The organism is Dokdonia sp. 4H-3-7-5 (assembly GCF_000212355.1).
Lineage (GTDB): Bacteria > Bacteroidota > Bacteroidia > Flavobacteriales > Flavobacteriaceae > Dokdonia.
Genome location: NC_015496.1, coordinates 3,098,538 through 3,119,054 on the forward strand (window position 1 = coordinate 3,098,538; position 20,517 = coordinate 3,119,054).

The 20,517-nt window shown below is 35.8% G+C and carries 14 protein-coding genes; 7 read left to right on the top strand and 7 right to left on the bottom strand.

Annotated elements, in window-relative coordinates; translation table 11 throughout:
• Nucleotides 1-6: 6 nt before the first annotated feature.
• Nucleotides 7-756 (top strand): C40 family peptidase, encoded by a 750-nt coding sequence (locus tag KRODI_RS13735; protein WP_013752223.1) that lies wholly within the window; start codon nt 7-9, stop codon nt 754-756.
• Nucleotides 757-830: 74 nt separating this feature from the next.
• Here KRODI_RS13735 and KRODI_RS13740 read toward each other — a convergent pair whose 3' ends face one another.
• Nucleotides 831-2,087, bottom strand: a complete 1,257-nt coding sequence (locus KRODI_RS13740; protein WP_013752224.1) for a tetratricopeptide repeat protein — start codon at nt 2,085-2,087, stop codon at nt 831-833.
• Between the two features lie 64 nt (nt 2,088-2,151).
• A complete protein-coding gene (gyrA, locus tag KRODI_RS13745; RefSeq protein WP_013752225.1) occupies nt 2,152-4,698 on the bottom strand; it encodes a DNA gyrase subunit A in 2,547 nt (848 codons plus the stop codon).
• 251 nt (nt 4,699-4,949) lie between these two features.
• On the opposite strand from gyrA, the gene KRODI_RS13750 reads away from it, so the two are divergent.
• From KRODI_RS13750 to KRODI_RS13760, 3 genes are all read left to right on the top strand, one after another.
• Entirely contained in the window at nt 4,950-7,502 is a 2,553-nt protein-coding gene (locus tag KRODI_RS13750) for an ATP-dependent Clp protease ATP-binding subunit (RefSeq protein ID WP_013752226.1), read from the top strand.
• 156 nt (nt 7,503-7,658) lie between these two features.
• Nucleotides 7,659-8,045, top strand: coding sequence for a hypothetical protein (locus KRODI_RS13755; protein WP_013752227.1), 387 nt, complete (start codon nt 7,659-7,661; stop codon nt 8,043-8,045).
• 77 nt (nt 8,046-8,122) lie between these two features.
• On the top strand, nt 8,123-8,491 hold the full coding sequence (locus KRODI_RS13760; protein ID WP_013752228.1) for an STAS/SEC14 domain-containing protein: 369 nt from the start codon (nt 8,123-8,125) through the stop codon (nt 8,489-8,491).
• 159 nt (nt 8,492-8,650) lie between these two features.
• Here KRODI_RS13760 and KRODI_RS13765 read toward each other — a convergent pair whose 3' ends face one another.
• Nucleotides 8,651-9,367, bottom strand: a complete 717-nt coding sequence (locus KRODI_RS13765; protein ID WP_013752229.1) for an SDR family oxidoreductase — start codon at nt 9,365-9,367, stop codon at nt 8,651-8,653.
• 111 nt (nt 9,368-9,478) lie between these two features.
• On the opposite strand from KRODI_RS13765, the gene KRODI_RS13770 reads away from it, so the two are divergent.
• Both KRODI_RS13770 and KRODI_RS13775 read left to right on the top strand, forming a co-directional pair.
• Complete coding sequence (locus tag KRODI_RS13770) at nt 9,479-10,582, top strand: esterase-like activity of phytase family protein (RefSeq protein ID WP_013752230.1); 1,104 nt, start codon at nt 9,479-9,481, stop codon at nt 10,580-10,582.
• Between the two features lie 63 nt (nt 10,583-10,645).
• Nucleotides 10,646-10,924 carry a DUF3817 domain-containing protein gene (locus tag KRODI_RS13775; protein ID WP_013752231.1) on the top strand — a complete coding sequence of 93 codons (279 nt, stop codon included), beginning with the start codon at nt 10,646-10,648 and terminating at the stop codon, nt 10,922-10,924.
• On the opposite strand, the gene KRODI_RS13780 is transcribed toward KRODI_RS13775, so the two are convergent.
• Nucleotides 10,917-11,282 carry a DUF4870 domain-containing protein gene (locus tag KRODI_RS13780; RefSeq protein WP_013752232.1) on the bottom strand — a complete coding sequence of 122 codons (366 nt, stop codon included), beginning with the start codon at nt 11,280-11,282 and terminating at the stop codon, nt 10,917-10,919. The genes KRODI_RS13775 and KRODI_RS13780 overlap by 8 nt on opposite strands.
• A gap of 76 nt (nt 11,283-11,358) precedes the next feature.
• Here KRODI_RS13780 and mnmE point away from each other — a divergent pair, with 76 nt between their 5' ends.
• Nucleotides 11,359-12,747: a tRNA uridine-5-carboxymethylaminomethyl(34) synthesis GTPase MnmE gene (mnmE, locus tag KRODI_RS13785; protein WP_013752233.1), complete on the top strand. Its 1,389-nt coding sequence runs from the start codon at nt 11,359-11,361 to the stop codon at nt 12,745-12,747.
• A 242-nt stretch (nt 12,748-12,989) separates the two neighbouring features.
• On the opposite strand, the gene KRODI_RS15185 is transcribed toward mnmE, so the two are convergent.
• The 3 genes from KRODI_RS15185 to KRODI_RS13800 all read right to left on the bottom strand — a co-directional run bounded on the left by KRODI_RS15185 (nt 12,990) and on the right by KRODI_RS13800 (nt 20,504).
• Nucleotides 12,990-17,636 (bottom strand): DUF5689 domain-containing protein, encoded by a 4,647-nt coding sequence (locus tag KRODI_RS15185; RefSeq protein ID WP_013752234.1) that lies wholly within the window; start codon nt 17,634-17,636, stop codon nt 12,990-12,992.
• A gap of 158 nt (nt 17,637-17,794) precedes the next feature.
• Complete coding sequence (locus tag KRODI_RS13795; protein WP_013752235.1) at nt 17,795-18,871, bottom strand: NADH:flavin oxidoreductase/NADH oxidase; 1,077 nt, start codon at nt 18,869-18,871, stop codon at nt 17,795-17,797.
• Between the two features lie 286 nt (nt 18,872-19,157).
• On the bottom strand, nt 19,158-20,504 hold the full coding sequence (locus KRODI_RS13800) for a capsule assembly Wzi family protein (RefSeq protein ID WP_158307015.1): 1,347 nt from the start codon (nt 20,502-20,504) through the stop codon (nt 19,158-19,160).
• Between the last annotated feature and the right edge of the window lie 13 nt (nt 20,505-20,517).

The following is a 20,517-nucleotide window of genomic DNA, read 5'->3' on the forward strand; positions in this document are numbered from 1 at the left end:
TACCTTATGCGATACGGTATTTGCCAGCTTAGTATAGTCCCTATGCGCGCCGAACCTTCGGATCCTAGCGAACTTGTAAATCAAGTTCTCTATGGTGAACATTTTAAGGTTGTGGAGCAACGCAAGCAATGGAGCCGTATTAAACTTTCTCATGATAAATATGAGGGATGGATTGATAATAAGCAATACATTGAGATTAGTGAGGATGAGTACGCTTTCGCGAAAGCGCAACAAACCACACTCACCACAGATCCTGTACAATTTATTACAACAGAACATAATCAACTACTTACGGTGGTATTAGGTTCTTCTGTTGAAAATATTGGGCTTCTTAAAGATTCTTACGATGGCAATAGTCACACTGGAAAAACATCCAGAGCCCAACTTGTGGAAACAGCACTACTCTATCTCAAAACTCCATATTTATGGGGCGGAAGAACAACCTTTGGTATAGATTGTAGTGGTTTTACTCAAATGGTGTATCGACTTAACGGCTTTGACCTTAAAAGGGATGCTTCACAACAAGCAACACAAGGTGAGGCATTAAGTTTTATAGAGGAAAGTGAACCTGGGGATCTAGCATTTTTTGATAATGCAGAGGGACTAATTACGCACGTAGGTATTATTATGGAAGATAACTATATCATACATGCTCACGGAGAAGTGAGAATAGATCGCTTAGATCATTCTGGTATTTACAATGTGCATAAAGGTGTACACACTCATAAATTAAGGGTGATTAAGAAAATCATATAGTTTAGATTTAAAATATCATACAAAAAAATAGCCACTCAAATGAGTGGCTATTTTAATTTATGGAAGATAGAAGATTAGTTTCCTCCTTCTAGTTTTTCAATGTTTGCTTTCATTGCATCTGCCTTAGATGTTTCACCTAATTGCTCATAGATTCCATATAAGGATCTTGCTACATCTAGATAATCTGGCTTTGCTGCTAATGCTTTTTCTAAGTAAGGAACAGCACTTTTATAAACACCCTGACGCTTAAGTTTTAAAGCATCATATTTATCATAGTCTGCTTTTGAAGTTCCTAAACTGTTCATCTCATCAACAATAGCACGCTCGTCTGATAAGATAAGAACAGCAATATTATTATATGCTGCAGCATATGTAGGATCAAGCTCAACAGCCTTCATATAGTATTCCTTTGCCTTTTCTTTGTTTCCTTGTTGATCAGAACTTACACCTAAGTTATATAACAACTCTGGGTTATTAGGATCTTTCTCAAGAACTTTTGCTATTACTTCTTGATACTTATCCATCTTTTTCATTTTAAGGTAGATGTCTGCCTCAGAACGTAATAATAAGATATCATCTGGATTCTCTTTACGTGCATCTGCCATTGCAGCAAGTGCTTTTTCATTTTCATCCTTAGAAATATAGATAAGAGCTATATTTTTTGCAATTTCTGCACTTTTAGAGTCTCCTAACTGCTCTTCTGGTTTCACGTGAGTTTTAGCAAGTACCTGAAGGTCTCTTTCTTGTTTGCTTGGGAAATTCTCAACTTCACTTGTCTCAACATTAGTTGCTACGTAAGAAACTTCTCTTCCTTGGAAGCCTAAGTCCTTAAGTTGTTCATAATATCCTAATGCAGTGTCGTAATCTTTTCCATTAATTGCATTCGATGCAGCAAAGTATAAGTAAACAGTATCCTTCTTACTTAAATTATATGCTTTCTCAAGTTTTGTTGCCGCACTAGCATAATCTTCTTTATTCTGATCTGCTACTGCTCCATTGATGTAAGCATTTGTCACATTTGCAAGACCAGCATCTGCTTCACTAGTGTATTTTGTGTCTTTAAGATCTGCAAAGGCGGTCGCAGCTTTTTCGAGATCGGCTGGATTTTGATTATCAACTCCTAAATAAGCTTGAGCTTTAAGAAGCATAAACTTCTCTTTTGTTTTCTCATCCATATCTGCCGTAAGAGCCTCGGCAGCTCCTAATAGCGATTTTGCTTCAGTATAGCTACCAGACTTAATTGCCTTCTCTATAGCTTTTACTTCTTTTTTCTGTGCAAATGCCATTGATGTTGCGGCAAGTGCTATTGCTAAAAATAGTTTACTTTTCATTGTAATGGTTTAATTAATATAAGGGTTTCAAAATTACTAATTTTTTATCAACCCTTGATTATCGCTACTCCTCTTCATTAGAGGTGTTTTGTTCTTGGGTTGTTGATTCTCCAGCAGGATTCTCAGTAGTTTCACCTACTACCCCTTCTAGATCTTCTTCATCTATTGCTTCGTCGTCACTTTTTACTTTGGCTACAGCTGCAATAGAATCATTGCCTTTGAGATTTATAAGTCTAACACCTTGTGTTGCTCTACCCATAACTCTAAGAGAAGCTACTTCCATTCTTATGGCGATACCAGATTTATTGATAATCATAAGATCATCGGCATCTGTTACATTTTTTATAGCTACAAGTTCACCGGTTTTTTCTGTTACAGAAATAGTTTTCACACCTTTTCCTCCACGATTAGTAATTCTATAATCTTCAAGACTACTGCGTTTACCATATCCTTTTTCTGATACTACAAGAATATTACTTTCTACGTCGTTTACGGAAACCATACCTATGACCTCGTCTTGATCATTTGCAAGAGTTATGCCACGAACGCCAGAAGCGTTTCTTCCCATAGGTCTTGTCTTGCTTTCCTCAAAGCGTATTGCCTTACCAGACTTGAGCGCAAGCATTACTTGGCTTTCTCCTGTGGTAAGTTTTACAGATAATAATTCATCGTCATCTTTAATGGTAATTGCATTAATACCATTAGTACGAGGTCTAGAGTATTGCTCTAATGCAGTTTTCTTTACTTGACCTTTTTTAGTAGCCATAATAATAAAGTGATTATTGATGTATTCCTCATCTTTTAAATCACCCGTACATACAAATGCTTTCACTTCATCATCCTGCTCTATATTGATAAGATTTTGAATCGCACGACCTTTTGAAGTTTTACTACCTTCTGGAATTTCGAACACACGCATCCAGAAACATTTTCCTTTTTGTGTAAAGAACAACATGTACTGGTGGTTTGTACCCACAAATAAATGTTCTAAGAAATCCTCATTACGGGTAGTAGATGCTTTTGTACCTACTCCTCCTCTATTTTGAGTTTTATATTCTGTAAGTGAAGTTCTCTTAATATATCCAGCATTTGAAATGGTAATCACTACCTTTTTATCTGGAATAAGATCTGTGATACTTACATCCCCTCCAGCGTACTCTATAACCGAGCGGCGCTCATCACCATACTTATCTTTAATTTCTTGAAGCTCTTCTCTTATAATAGACATACGACGCTCCTTTTTGGCAAGGATATCTTTTAAGTCTTCTATAGTCTTCATTATCTCTTCATACTCACTACGAAGTTTGTCTTGCTCCAGACCTGTAAGTTGGCGTAAACGCATCTCGACAATTGCTTTCGCTTGAATTTCTGAAAGCTTGAAGCGCTCTATTAAATTCTGTCTAGCTTCATCTCCATTTGCACTACCTCTTATGATCGCAATAACTTCATCTATATTATCAGATGCTATGATGAGTCCCTCGAGTATATGTGCACGTGCCTCAGCTTTTTTGAGTTCGTATTCTGTTCTTCTTACAACCACTACATGACGGTGCTCAACAAAATGATGAATCATATCCTTAAGATTTAACATCTCAGGACGTCCATTTACAAGAGCAATATTATTTACGCTAAAAGAAGATTGTAAGGCCGTATACTTGTAAAGTTTATTAAGTACAATATTAGGGATGGCATCACGCTTTATAACGTAAACAATACGCATACCATTACGGTCAGATTCATCACGTATAGCAGATATACCTTCGATTTTTTTATCGTTGATCATATCGGCCGTTTTCTTAATCATATCCGCCTTATTGACTTGATATGGTATTTCGGTTACGATGATGCACTCTCTACCTTTAACTTCTTCAAAGGTAGCTTTTGCCCGCATTACTACACGACCACGACCTGTTTTAAAAGCTTCGCGTACTCCATCATACCCGTATATCGTACCACCAGTAGGAAAATCTGGAGCCTTTACATGCTCCATAAGTTCATCTATAGTAACGTCATTATTATCAATGTAAGCATGAATACCATCTACCACCTCAGAGAGGTTATGTGGTGGCATATTTGTCGCCATACCAACGGCAATCCCAGAAGCACCATTAATAAGTAAGCCTGGTACTCTTGTAGGTAGCACTGTAGGTTCCTTAAGTGTATCGTCAAAGTTAAGTTGATGATCCACAGTATCTTTGTCTATATCTGCCAGCATATCCTCAGATATTTTCTGCATTCTAGCCTCTGTATAACGCATTGCTGCTGGGCTATCACCATCTACAGACCCAAAGTTACCTTGACCATCTATAAGCATGTAACGTAAGCTCCATTCTTGAGCCATACGCACCATCGCGTCATATACAGAAGTATCTCCGTGTGGGTGATACTTACCTAACACCTCTCCTACTATTCTCGCACTCTTTTTATGAGCGCCGCTTGCTCGTATTCCTAACTCGTGCATCCCATAAAGAACACGACGGTGTACTGGTTTGAGACCATCACGTACATCTGGTAGTGCACGTGACACGATAACCGACATCGAATAATCGATGTAAGCAGATTTCATTTCATCTTCAATATTAATCGAGATCAGCTTTTCTCCTGCAGCCATATATAAATTGATTAGATTTTATGTCAAATTTTAACTAGCTAGCAATGTAATCATTTTAGAGGTTTTTTATGGGTTAACGCTTTCGCGAAAGCGCACTTTTTATCAACAAATTTTAACAAAGCTTCTTAATAACTACCTAAAGCCCTTGAAGGCAAATTGTCAGGTATTTTTGGTAATTTGGACTAATGACTTTAAGCGGAATGATTTTTGAACCAGTTTGCTTAAATTTACCTTAGAAAGAGAAAAGAGATATGGACGATAATTTTTCACCAAGAGTAAAAGATGTGATTGCTTATAGTAAGGAAGAGGCCTTAAGATTGGGTCATGACTTTATAGGCACGGAGCACTTACTACTTGGGTTATTAAGAGACGGAAGCGGTAAAGCAATCGATATTTTAGGAGCTTTAAACATAGATTTAGAGCATTTAAGACGCAAGGTTGAGATACTAAGCCCAGCAAACCCCAATATGAATTTGCAGAGTAACGATAAGAAAAACTTACATCTTACTCGTCAGGCAGAGCGTGCACTAAAAACAACCTTTTTAGAAGCAAAGCTTTTTCAAAGTTCATCAATAAATACGGCTCATCTATTATTATGTGTACTACGTAATGAGAATGACCCTACTACAAAACTTCTTAATCGACTTAAAGTAGATTATGACAGTGTTAAAGACCAATTTAAATTAATGATGGCAAACGAAAGCGATGAATATATAGAGCCTATTAAGTCAGAATCTTTTAGTGATGATGGCGATAATAGTGATGAAGGATCTAAAGAAAATCCTTTTAATAGCCCTACAACGCCTAAAGGAGGAAAGAAAAGTAAAACTCCTGTTTTAGACAACTTTGGAAGAGATCTTACTGCGATGGCAGATGAGGGCAAACTTGATCCAGTAGTAGGACGCGAGAAAGAAATAGAGCGTGTATCTCAAATTTTGAGTAGACGCAAGAAAAATAATCCTCTTTTAATAGGAGAACCAGGAGTGGGTAAATCTGCTATTGCAGAAGGACTTGCTTTACGTATTGTGCAACGAAAGGTGTCTCGTATACTTTTTGACAAGCGTGTTGTTACTCTTGACCTTGCTAGTCTTGTAGCCGGAACAAAATACAGAGGACAGTTTGAGGAGCGCATGAAGGCTGTAATGAATGAGCTTGAAAAGAATGATGATATTATTCTTTTTATTGACGAAATTCACACAATCGTAGGTGCAGGTGGAGCGACAGGATCTCTTGATGCATCAAATATGTTTAAACCAGCACTAGCTCGAGGCGAAATACAATGTGTAGGAGCGACTACGTTAGATGAATTCCGCCAGCATATTGAAAAAGACGGAGCTCTTGAGCGTCGTTTCCAAAAAGTTATTGTAGAACCTACTTCTGTTGAAGAAACTATTGAAATTCTACAAAATATTAAAGGAAAGTACGAAGAGCACCACAACGTAACATATACGGATGAGGCTATCGAAGCTTGTGTAAAACTTACAAATAGATATATGACGGATAGGTTTCTCCCAGATAAAGCTATTGATGCTCTGGATGAGGCGGGATCTCGTGTCCACATCACAAATATTGATGTACCAAAGAAAATTCTAGAACTAGAAAATAAACTTGAAGAGGTAAGAGAACTCAAAACATCTGTTGTCAAAAAGCAGAAGTATGAAGAGGCTGCGAAGTTAAGAGATGACGAGAAAACCTTAGAAAAGGAACTTGCAATCGCTCAAGAGCGCTGGGAAGAAGATGCAAAGCTTCATAAAGAAGAGGTATCTGAAGATAATGTTGCAGATGTAGTGAGTATGATGACGGGAATCCCTGTTAATCGTATTGCACAAACAGAAAGCAACAAACTTGCCGAACTACCTGCTATCATTAAGAAAAATGTAATAGGTCAGGACGAAGCTGTTGCTAAAGTAGCTAAGGCCATACAACGTAACAGAGCAGGATTGAAAGACCCAAATAAGCCTATAGGTTCATTTATTTTCTTAGGACAAACGGGTGTAGGTAAAACGCAACTAGCAAAAGTCCTTGCAAAGGAACTATTTGATAATCAAGATGCACTCATACGTATTGATATGAGTGAGTACATGGAGAAATTCTCAATATCTAGATTAGTTGGAGCGCCTCCTGGATACGTAGGTTATGAAGAAGGTGGCCAACTTACAGAAAAAGTGCGTCGTAAGCCTTATGCTGTAGTACTTCTTGATGAAATAGAAAAAGCGCATCCAGATGTGTTCAACATGCTATTGCAAGTACTAGACGATGGTTTCTTAACAGATTCTTTAGGTCGTAAAATCGATTTTAGAAATACAATCATCATTATGACGTCTAATATAGGTGCAAGAAAACTCAAAGACTTTGGTCAGGGAGTTGGTTTTGGTACTGCTACTCGTAAAACTCAAGTAGACGATAATGCAAGAAGTATTATACAGAATGCACTTAAAAAAGCCTTTGCACCTGAGTTTTTAAATCGTGTAGACGATGTTGTGGTATTTAACGCATTAGAGCGTGAGGATATTCATAGAATTATTGATATTGAACTTTCAAAATTATATACTAGAATCAAAGATTTAGGATATGACTTATCTCTTAGTGAAAAAGCTAAGGATTATATAAGTGATAAAGGATTTGATAAAGAATATGGCGCAAGACCACTTAAGAGAGCTATTCAAAAGTATATTGAAGACGCACTAGCTGAGGAGATAATTAATTCTCAACTAAAAGAAGGTGATAGCATATTTATGGACTTTGACGAGAAAAAAGAAGAATTAGTTATTGATATAAAAAAGATAGAAGCTACAGAATCGTAACTGACATCAGATATTGATTAATATCCCCAAAAGGTCTAATAAGCTTTTTGGGGATTTTTTATATAAAGTACTATGCATACATAGTTAATGTATTGATAAATAGATTGTTGTAATAAGTATTATTATTATCTTAATAGTCTAAGTTCCCTTTTAACTATGACACAAGCACTAGAGCACCATTTAAGCTTATCCTTCGGCGAGATAACTGTGTATAATGATTATGTTTACACCATTATGAACGAAGGAATAACCGTTCAACCTAATTTTAATGATATTCTATTAGCTGTCGCTGAAATATACTACAGCGATAGAGAATTTGTTTATATAACTCATAGAATTAATTCCTATTCTATTGATCCCATCATTTATCTGGAGACCTCAAAAATCAAGAATCTCAAAGGATTTATAGCTGTTTGTCCAAACAAAAGTCTTATAGAATCATTTAGGGTTGAAAAATTATTCTTCAACAAACCTTTTGCAGTATATCAAACTCTTGATGAGGCCCTAAAATACAAGGAAAAATTGCTTTCTGGAGAACACTAATATTTTTTTGCAGAAATACTTTTATTTTATTAAAAAAAAAGGGAGTTTTGCACTCAATTTAATCCCCCTACACCCCTTTGAAAAATATTAGAGAATTTGAGTTTGGAAAAATCCAAATTGAAGAAAATTTTGTTATTGGCATCATGAAAGAAGGTTCTCATGTAGATCGAGAGTCCAACCAATTATTACTTTCATTCTGTAAAGATTATTTCAATGGTAAATCATTTGGTTACATTTCCCATAGACTTAATTCATATTCAGTAGATCCCACAGTTTATATGGATGCTGGAAATCACCCCGGTCTTAAAGCTATTGCAGTAGTTATCGATAATCCACTTATTAAGTCCAATGTAGCATTAGAAAAGCAATTTTTTAATCAACCATTTGAATCTTTTTATTCTGTAGAGGATGCAAAAGAATGGCTTTCAAAATTGCTCGTAAACTAAATTTTAATTAGCGCCGGAAGCATGCAGCATCAGGATACTTTAACAAAGACCCATAAGTTTAATTTAATAATATAGTTTTCCATTTTTCTATAACTATTACAAAATATTAAAGCCTCCAATTTCTTAACAATTGAAGGCTTTATTAAATTCAATAAACATCTATTTAGTAGGCGGTTTAGATGGTCGCACCTCGATTTTACTAGGTAATGTTCTTGGGTGCATTTTAAGAAGATCAACGGTAATTTGACCAAGATCTTCGGGTTGTATACGCCAGTCTGTGCCTTCTTCTGGTGATCTACCTCCAAAATGGCTGCTTACAGAACCTGGCATAATGGTAGTCACTTTTACATTATCTTGTCTTAAGTCTAACATTAGGGCTTGTGAGAATCCTGTTAGTCCAAACTTACTTGCATTATAAGCCGTTCCTTTTTCAAAGAAATTTGTTCCCGCAAGACTAGAAATTGTAAAAATATATCCTTCAGTTTTTTTGACTGCTTCAAGGGATGCTTTTACCGAGTAGAAAACACCAGTAAGATTGGTATCAATAGTCTCATCCCATTGTTTTATAGACATATCTGTAATGCTCTCAAAATGTCCAAGACCAGCATTTGCAATGAGTACATCAATTTTTCCAAATTTATCTAGTACTGCTTTTACCGCGTGTTGCTGACTTTCATAATTCCTTACATCTGCAGCAATACCGAGAATGTAATTATCATTTTCAGTAAGCTCATGAGCTGCTTCTTGAGCACCTTTCTCATCTCTTCCCGTGATAGCTACTTTCATCCCTTGATGCAACAAGGCTTCGGCAATACCGCGCCCTATTCCTTTTGTTCCTCCCGTTATTAATGCAACTTTATCCTTTAATGATTCCATGATTACGTGTTTTTATAAAGATAATCACGCTTTCGCGAAAGCAAACAAGAAATTTTCTTAAACTAAATCTAAAAAAGTGACACCTTTGCACACATGAAAATTTACACTCAAATGTCAATTAAAAATATCTTTTCTCTCCTATTTGTAACAGTTGTACTCTCTTGTAAATCCATTAACATCCTACCAAAGAATTCTTCTGAAATAATTAAACTTAATTTTATAAATGAAGTTATCATACCAAGTGATGAAATGTACGACGGAGCAGCCGTAGGCGGGCTATCAAGCATCGATTATATGGATGGTAAAATGTATATCATATGTGATGATAGAAAAGATCCGCGATTTTATATGGCTGATATTCCTATTCAAAGTGGCAAATTACAAGCACCAATATTTACTAAAGTGGTAAGTCTTAAAGATAACACAGGTCTTGCTTTTAACGCTGGGCAAGCAAATCCTGAGTCGCTACGTGTTACAGTATCAAATGACATTATCTGGTCTAGCGAAGGAAATATAAGTAAAGGCATTGACCCATTTATAAGAGTAGCTAGTATAGATGGAAATTTTAAAAGTGCTTTTACAATTCCATCTCGATATCTTGTACAGTCAAACGATAATAATGGCCCACATAATAATGGTGTTTTTGAAGCACTTACTAGAAATTACGACAATAACGGATTCTGGGTAACTACAGAGTTACCACTTAAACAAGATGGAATTGTACCCACTGCTAGCGATGCAAACTCTCCCGTACGTATTGCATACATAGACCATGAGCGCAACACTTTTACTAAAGAGTATGCCTACATGCTGGATAAAGTAGCTAGAAAAGGGAAGCTTGAAGTAAACGGTATTACTGAAATTTTGTCATATGATGAGCACTCTTTTCTAGTTCTTGAACGCTCTTATGCTTCGGGTCATGAAGACGGTGGAAATGATGTTAAGATTTACCAAGTTTCAACTAAAAATGCTACAGATGTAAACGACCTAAACAGTCTTTCTAACTCCGCCTATATCCCTGCGACCAAGAAACTGCTATTAGATTTTAGTAGCGTGCGCAGTCAGCTCACAGATGGTATTGTAGATAATATTGAAGGAATGACTTTTGGCCCTAATTTTGAAAACGGCAATAGATCACTTATCGTTATTTCTGATAATAATTTTAACTCCTTTGGAAAACAACTTAGTCAGATAATCCTATTTGAAATTAAGTGAAAGTTACTCTTTGATGAGTAGACTTATTAGTAGTTTGCCCTTATTTTTGTTAAAAAATATACGATGCTTAAGACCTTTAGAATTCTTAGTGTATTAGAAGGAATATCATTCTTATTAATACTTTTTATCACCATGCCATTAAAGTATATATTTGATAATGGAGCACCTAACAAAGTCATAGGGATGGCTCATGGATTTCTATTTCTTGCCTATGTAGTGATGGCAATTATGATGAAATCTTATATGAAATGGAACAATAAAACAGTAGGAATCGTCCTTTTATGCTCTATTATTCCATTTGGTACTTTCTGGATGGATAAAAAGTATCTCCAGTCTACTTAAAGAATTTTATGCTTATATAATAGTTAGGCTCTTCACCATTACTAGCTCTTATTGCATTTATAATAGGTAAAATAAAGCCTAACACTGCAAGTATTAATAAAGTAACTAGACCTAACCCCAATAATAGTATTGCAGGGATGCTCAGTATGCAATAAATGAACAAACTTATCTGAAAATTTGCAATAGATTTTCCATGCTCATCCATGTCAATTACTCGGTCTTTATTAGAAAGCCACAATACGAGTGGTACTATAAAACCTCCAAAACCAGTAACATAGTCTAGAAGTTGTGATAGATGAGTAAGTGCTAGCAGCGTTCTATCTTCACGCGCATAAGTGGTTTGTTGTACGATTTCCATATGGTTGATTGTTGATTGATACTATATATGTATATGCTTACACGAAAATGTTACACGTTTACGTAATTTTGTAAAGATGAATGTACAAGATACTATAGTAGCTTTAGCAAGTCCAGCAGGTGCTGGCGCAATTGCTGTAATACGCGTTTCTGGAGCTCAAGCCCTAGAAATAACCTCCCCTATTTTTAAATCTGTTAGTGGTAAAGTGTTATCAGAGCAAAAAACACATACCATTCACTTAGGACATATTATGGATGGTGAGCGCACTATAGATGAAGTTCTAGTCTCATTATTTAAAGGCACAAACTCATACACTGGCGAGCCTACTGTTGAAATTTCTTGCCACGGATCAAATTATATTCAGCAAGAAATCATACAGTTACTATTAAGATCAGGCTGTCGTGCTGCGCAAGCAGGAGAGTTCACACTACGTTCATTTATTAATGGTAAAATGGACTTGAGTCAAGCAGAAGCTGTTGCAGATCTTATTGCAAGTGATAACGAAGCTTCTCACCATATTGCAATGCAACAAATGCGAGGAGGCTTCTCTAATGAAATAGCACAACTGCGTCAAGAGCTTTTAAACTTTGCATCCCTCATTGAACTAGAATTAGACTTCTCTGAAGAAGATGTTGAGTTTGCAGACCGTAGTCAATTTAAAGAGCTCATTGCTCGTATCACTAAAGTACTTAAACGTCTTATAGATTCTTTCGCTACCGGTAATGTGATAAAAAATGGAATCCCCGTAGCTATTGTAGGAGAACCAAACGTGGGAAAATCAACCTTATTAAATGCACTTCTTAATGAAGAACGTGCTATTGTATCAGACATCGCAGGCACCACTCGTGATACTATAGAGGATGAACTATCAATAGGTGGTATTGGTTTTAGGTTTATAGACACTGCTGGTATACGAGAAACTGTAGATGTGATTGAAGGCTTAGGAATCAAAAAAACATTTGAAAAAATAAAACAAGCACAAGTAGTTATTTTACTATTTAGTGCAAATGAATTTCTTGCAAATGGTGCCACATTCAAAACAGAAATTGAAAAAATCAAAAACAAGTTTCCACTAAAGCCTCTTGTTATTGTCGCCAATAAAGTTGATCAAGTATCTGAGAGTGACGTTAAAGAAATAAGTAATCAAATACCAAATCTCCATCTACTTTCTGCCAAAGAAAACAAAGGAGTTGATGAGCTTAAAACTAAACTTTTAGAGTTTGTAAATACTGGTGCCTTACGTAATGATGAGACTATTGTTACAAACAGTCGTCACTACGATGCTTTACTTAAGGCGCTTGAAGAAATAGAAAAAGTGCAATATGGACTAGATACAGATCTCTCAGGTGATCTTATGGCAATTGACATTAGAGAGGCGCTCTATCATTTTGGAGAGATTACTGGGCAAGTAACTAATGATGAGCTACTTGGTAATATCTTTGCTAATTTTTGTATCGGGAAGTAATTTTGATTATGAAAAGATTGTAAGAATATCTTCCTATATATTATTACACATAGATACAATAAGAAATATATCCATAAGAGAATTGATTATTAAATTATGAAAATCAAAATTAAATTGGTTAACAAAAAAGTTTTAGAGTAGGAAGATTTAGAAAAACTTTCATTTTGGTATATTAAATAATAAAGGCTGAGCAATATTATTATTGCTCAGCCTTAAAATTATCAAGATGTAGTACTCATTTATTATCTCTTAATAAGAACTTTCGTCCCTTGCACTACTCCATTTACAGTTGGCTTTAAAAAGTAAAAGCCTCTATGTAAATTTCCTAATTGAAGTGATGTTATAGATTGCCCATCAGAAATTGTTGCATTTTGAGAAAATACACGAACTCCAAAAATATTGTATAGTTCGAAAGACACTTCGGTATTTATTGAGCTAGTGATTTTCACGTTGGCATCTTTAATTACTGGATTAGGATATACTTTAATCTTAGAAATAACAATTGAAGAGTTATCGCAAGCCCCTAATGTTGCACCTTTTCGTAAAAATACTCTTGCAGCATAACGGCTTACACAAAGTGAACGCCCTTTGTAACAGAGCTGAACGCGCTGGAAATATGGATTATTATCACATGTAACATCCTCTACTGTAACAGTGATTTCCTTTTCAGTCTCACACCCATTATCATCCATTACAGTAACCGAAACAGTACTTGTTGCTTCTGGACAAAAAGTGATACTTTCTGTGGTTTCACCTGTGCTCCATAGTATGGATGTGTCACCTTCAGCCACAATATCAGATACTGATAAAGTAGTGCAGTCTGACCCGTAACCTTTATATATAGTCACATCGTTAGATACTGAAAAAGTTATTTGTGCAGGGCTAGATATATTGATGTTCTCAACAAGAAGTTCATCGTCATTACTGTCGGTAATAATTACTGAGTAAGTGCCTTCAGTTAAATTCTCTGCAAAATTTTCCGTTTGACCATCACTCCAAACATAGCTATACGGAGCAACACCTCCAGTTACAGAAACGGTTGCTACGCCATCATTTACACCAAAACAGGTGATGTCAAATGCTTCAATAGTCGCAACTTCTAAAGGCTCTATAGTATCAAATATAAATCTAGCAGAAACAGGAAAGTGATCTGACGCTGTAAATGCATAGTCTTCATCATAAAATTGATATCCTACAGATGCACTGCTCTCGATATAATTATCAAAAAGTTCATCTGTAATTGCGATATGGTCAATCATATTTTCTCTAGATACAAAAGATCTAAATCCGGCGTCACTTAATACACTTGTAACCACATTGTAGTTCTCTGAATCCTGTACGTAAGCGATAAAAGATGATTCTGTTGTAGGTACTTCATCTGCAACCGTCTCATCTACATCATCATTGTAATCTCCCAAAAGAATAATCTTTCTATCTGAAAATTGAACATCTAGAGAATCTTTAAGTACTTCTACATCATAACGACGCATATCATACCTATTTTGAGATTGAGTACTACCATTTGCGCGAGCATGTAGTGCTATTAAATCTATTTGCTCTGTGGTACCATTGATAGTAACATCTGCAGTCATTAAGAACGGTAAACGCCCACTTGCATAGAAACGATCTGTGGTACTAGGGTAATCTACTAAAGCACTATCATCACCTCCATTGTATAATGGGTGTATTGTAGCTAATAGTGCTTGTGTTTTTACAAGATTCACCGTAGCAGTTTTGTAAATAAAACCAAGCTTTTGAAAAGGTGGTGTTCCAGTAGGATTAGAAACAGCATCAGAAAGAATATAATCGTAGCCTTCTAGTCCATCCACTAGCTCAGCAAAAAGAATATCATCTGCTATTTCTTCTACAGCAATGACATCTGCATCTAATCTTCTTAATACTGTACGTACGCTATCTCTCTGTATTTCGTCAGACATAGGTCTTCCTGCTGGCGGAGCATTATTTTCATCTCCAAACCACTCAATATTCCACGCGACTACATCAAAGCTATCATCCCTTGAAACATCAGAGGTTTCATCTGGACTTTCAAAAGGAGTAGCGCATGGTATATCACTTGCTAGTCTAGGTAATAGTTGGAAATTATCGCCAAAGCGACCTACAACCCCTACAATATCACAGCTATCAGGTTGTGTTAATGTAATAAGTGAAGATGCATTCCCATCTATACGCAACTGACCAGATCCACTGCTATCTGTAAGTTCAAAATTCGAATTTCCAAAAAGTAAATCTCCTTCATTAGGAAAGCTTGCATCAATAACACGCACCAACTGACCTTCATAATCAGATAATTGTGATAAAGTGATATTTATAGGCTCTATGATACTTGTGGGTGGAGCGTTTATCTCTACAATGTTTACAGGGCTTATCTGAGCAAGGCCATTAAACGAACTTCTCGTACCTGTAACTGTGATAGAATCACCGATAGCAAATACATTTTCACCATGAACAAGATTATCAAATATTGCAATCCCACCAGTTTCATCTTGAATAAATGCCGGACCATTAAACTGATCACTTACTGTTAAGATTCCAGTAGTAGTTACGGTATCTCCCTCCGCAGCTGATCTCACCTGTGCAATAGTAAGTACTTCACCTGCTGTAACAACAGCGTCATTAGCTCCTCCGGGCGTTGGAGTTTGAGCAATATAGTTTGCTGTATTTCTTGTGCCTCCTTGTCCATTTGGAATTCTCTGTAAAGATTCTGAGTCTTTACTTCCATTTGAATTTTCATTTAGTTGTTGTTGTCCAGAATTCAATAACGCAATTAGTTCTAGATCTGTATCATCATCAGTTCCATAAACAATTGCATCAACGAGTCCATCAAGGGTTAGTACTGTTCCATTTGGAAAATCAACGGCAGTTCCCTGATATAAACCTATAGCATCTGCTCCATTTTGAAAAGAGTTGCCAGGGATTACTAAATTTACATTTAAAACATCTGCATTTCCTAGAACAAAGTATCCTTCTTCATTTGTAGTAAAGCCTTCTAAGTCAAAAGTGTTATAAACAGCATCGCCATTTCCATTATAAGCAACAACTACAAATCCAGAGAGGGAAGTATTACCCTGACCACCATCGTAAATTTCAAGAAATTCTTGTGAATCTGATCCTGCGGTGTCTGCATCAAGTTCGTTAATAACTAAAGTAATTGGCTCAGTAGCATTACTATTTGTGGCTCCAGGAGTAGGCAATGCACTCACATAAGTTGTAGTTTCTCTTAAACCACCTGATCCATTTGTAAATCTCTGTAAAGAGAATATATCCTTATTACTTAAAATATCTTCATTAAGCTGTTCTTCACCTTCTTTTAGAAGTATAAGCAAACCATCATCATCTGCGTCATTTGTATCGTAAACAACGGCATCTTGCAGATTGTCAAGATCTACTGGACTTCCATTTGCAAAATCAATAGTTGCATTTTTGTAAAGAGCAATAGCATCTGCTCCATTCTGAATCCCATTACTAGCAAAAACAATGCTCGCCGTAGCTATTGATTCATTTCCTAGTACAAAAAAACCATATGCATTTGTAGTAAACCCATCTAATGAATAAGAAGCATAACTAGTATCACTAGAACCGTTGTAAAATACTACAGTGTATCCGTCAAGAAGCGTATTACCCGTTCCACCGTCATATAATTCTACAAATTCCATGGTATCTGTACCAGTATTGTCTGCATCAATTTCATTGATAAGTAATACTGTATCGTTTGTTGGTTCTGAAGTAACTATACTATTTGCAGAATTTGGAGAATTAATAGCTTCACCTGCAGATGCTATTGCACTAGCAAAACTTGGAAGCCCAGCACCATTAAAATTATTTCTAATCCAGTCCGTTGTACTTCCCGTATTAGTTCCGCTAGAAATTCTAGATGCTCCACCTACTGTAAAAATTCCTCCATCAAAATCATTGGTTAGTACCACATCGCTGTATGACATATCTCCTTCATCACCATCACTTACCGCTACACTATCAATAATCTCGTCCCAAGGATTAACATCAATTAATCCATCTAAATCTGTATCAATAGTTTCTCCGAGGTTACCAATAAAGTTTGTGACAAGAAGAATCGTTTGAGATCCATTTTGAAACACATTATTTTGAAAAGGTATTGTGTAAAGTCCATCTGAGTTAGTAGTACCTAATTGAAATACTGAAGTAATAGTTCCTACAGAATTTACATCACCCTCAATAATTAAAAGTGAATAGGCTGAGAGGTCTTCATTGTCCCCTGCAAGAACTTCTATAAATTCGTCGGTATCAGATCCCGTATGATTAAATACAAATTCGTTAATTACAGGCGTTATTATCAAAGTACCAAAAACTTGATTTGTATTTACCGCTCCAAAAGTATTTGTGTTTGTAATTTCCCAAGTGAAGTCAGCTGCCTCTATACCATTTCCAGATAGAGATAGCGAACTCTCGGTTGAAGTATCTGCTCCTTCTGATACACTTATGTTTCTACTAGTCAAGCCATCTGCTGGACCTCCTATAGCAGTAAGTTCTCCTTCATATGATATAAATTGAACCAAGTTACCTGTTCCATCTACAAGAGCAATACCATCTGGAGCTCCATTCTGAATTCCTGTAATAGGATAATTTACGGTTCCATAACCATTTTGTTGATTGGCTATTACTCCCGTAAGGTCTACTGTTCGATAAGGTTCGTTATTAGAACCATTATATAAAACTAATGACCATCCTGCTAAATCCATTCCCTCGGGACCAGCTAATTCAATTCCTTCATTAACATCGCCCCCAGCGTTGTCATAGTGGAATTCATTAATAAAGACACTTTGAGCATTTAGATTAGCAGTAAGAAATGCTAATATTATACACAAGAGTGCACTGAGTAGTTTTTTTTTCATTGAGTAAGTTTATAGTTATGATTTTAGCAAATCTACAATCAAACTCAGTGTTCAATGTTTCTATATTGTTAAGCAATCGGCAAATGGTGATGAACAATAATTTTAAAATATAATTATTTTAAAACAGATCAAATTATAGATTACTTATTTTCAAAAAGTTACAATGATTTTCTAGGTTTTCCTCTTTGATATTGGTTTGGCCAAGCAATCTTCTTCCCTCCTAGTTCTGGACTTAATAATCCGAAATATGGATTTCGTAACATTTCTCTTCCTATAAATATTAAATCTGCCTGATCATTCGTTAAAATATCATCAGCTTGAATGGCGTCATCAATTAAGCCTACTGCACCCGTGGCTATATTTATTTCCTTTTTGATTTTTTCTGCAAAAGGAACTTGATAGTTTTTCTCTACTGGAATTTCTTGACTTTTAACAACCCCTCCCGTTGAACAGTCTATCAAGTCTACTCCACTATCCTTAAGAAGCTGAGAAATTTTTAGAGAATCCTCAATAGTATGACCACCTTCTGCCCATTCCGTAGCAGATATACGGACAAATAAAGGCATTCTATCAGGAATCACTGATCGAATCCCCTCTGTCACCTCTAATAATAGACGTACTCGTTTTTCAAATGTACCGCCATATTCATCCACTCTTTTATTAGTAAGAGGTGATAAAAATTGATTTAATAGATATCCATGTGCGGCGTGAATTTCTATAACATCAAAACCTGCTATAACTGCTCTCTTAGCTGCCTCTATAAATAACTTGATAATATCTCTTATCTCATTTATAGAAAGTTCTTTTGGCACCACTCCTTCATCATTGAACGGTATAGGAGACGGCGCCACGGGAAGCCATCCTCCATCATCCTTAGTAAGCCTCTTACTCTCTTCCCAAGGCGCTAATGTACTTGCTTTTCTGCCAGCGTGTGCTAGCTGAATTCCCACTGCTGTACCTTGCTCCTTAATAAAAGTTGTAATTCGTTTAAGAGGTTGAATATGCTCATCTGACCAAATCCCCATATCTGAAGGTGTAATCCTTCCTTCCGGGGAAATTGCAGCAGCCTCAGTAATTATTAACCCAGCTCCTCCAACAGCTCTAGAACCTAAATGAACAAGGTGCCAATCATTTGCCATTCCATTAACTGAACTATACTGGCACATAGGAGAAACTACAATTCTATTAGGCAATTCTAAACCTCTTATTGTTAATGGTGTATATATTTTAGACATATTAGTTATAATTATTAATTAGAGTACCCTAAGGTTATTTTCTCAATTTCTGAGTGACCGTTTTTATATGATATCTAAACAAAGAGTAAGGACATTACAAATCGTAAGTTCAATCCATTTTACAAAGATAAAACTCCATAATAAGAGACACGAAGCCCATACTAACAAAGAATAAACCAAACCTTATTTAAATTTTTAAACTGGTAGAGAAGAAATTAATTTCAGAAGAATCTGGAGCTATTTAATTATAAGCTACCTCAAATATTTAAATTACTTTGAGGAATAATTACTCTAAATTATACTTGTAACCAATTCCGATACTTGTTGCATTAGAGAAATCATTAATATAATCTGCTCCTAAGTAAAAATTGATAATTCCAAGAGTATTCGTCTTATAAGAAAACATAGCATGACTATATAGTGCCTTTTGTCTAGGTTTTATAGGTGAAGTGTATGTTCCTAGATTCTGAATATAAGATCCTTTAAAAGCATAGTCAATCTTCCCTATTGATCCCGCTATACCTAGATGATGACCTATCATTCTGTTATTGCGTGGGGTTGTTGTATTACCAAAGGGATTAAGAAAGGGAAGTCCTATAATAGCTCCTTCATAAGTCCATCCTGATGGATATATTCCATTACTAAAGTAATTGTCACCACCGCTTTGTTGGTTAAGTCCTTCGGTTGGCCTAGGTGCTCCACTTTGTGATATCGTTTGTATATATTCGTATAAGATTGATTTAATCAACTTACTTCCTTCAGGTAGATAGTTAATTCCCCATACACCATCAGGAAAATTATTTAATTCTCGTCCAGATCGATCCTCAAACAATGATTGATGATAGAGCGTTAATGTCCCACTGTAGAGCTTTCTTGCATAGTTAATATTATAACTACCTAAATGATTGCCTAATGCATTTATAGCTTCGTTGGGGTTGTCTATATCTCCTCCATTTGCTCCAATAAATATTCTACCGAATGCTTGAAAGTCACTAGGAAGCTTAGTTCCGTCAGAAAGCGTACCTCCCCATTGAACATAATGTCTTAGAGCTACTGAAAGCGAATTCACTTCATTTATAGTCCAATTAGCTCTAATCATCTTATAATGAATCTGCGAATTTTTCGTACTGCGATCATCATTCAAATTATAATGGGCTAAGGCTGCATCTAAAGAAAATTTCTCTGACAATTTAATTGATTTCCTGTTGGAAATTATGATTCCAGGAAGTGATCGTGCATTTCCAGTTTGTAAAATGTTATTATTTATAGTAGAAAGATTGTATGGCTCTGAAGTAAGCTGTTTTGCACCTGCCGTTACTAAAATCCATTTGTTTTTATACTCCAGATACAAATCACTTCTCCTTATATTATTATCAAATCCGTCAGATATATAAGCACCTCCACCTAAAGCGAGCATATGAGTATTTGATATGCTATAGTCCGCTTTCGCGAAAGCGGAAGCCCCATAACTACTTGACTCACTTAAGAAACCTTGACTATTGGTAAAACTCCAAAAAGGAAGTCTATCACTAGATAAAAAACCTATAGAGCCAAGAGAACCAGTAAAATTTAATCTCTCTTGCGCAGTGATACTTGAAGTGAAAATAAAAATATAAACTAATACACTAATCAACTTTTTTATCATA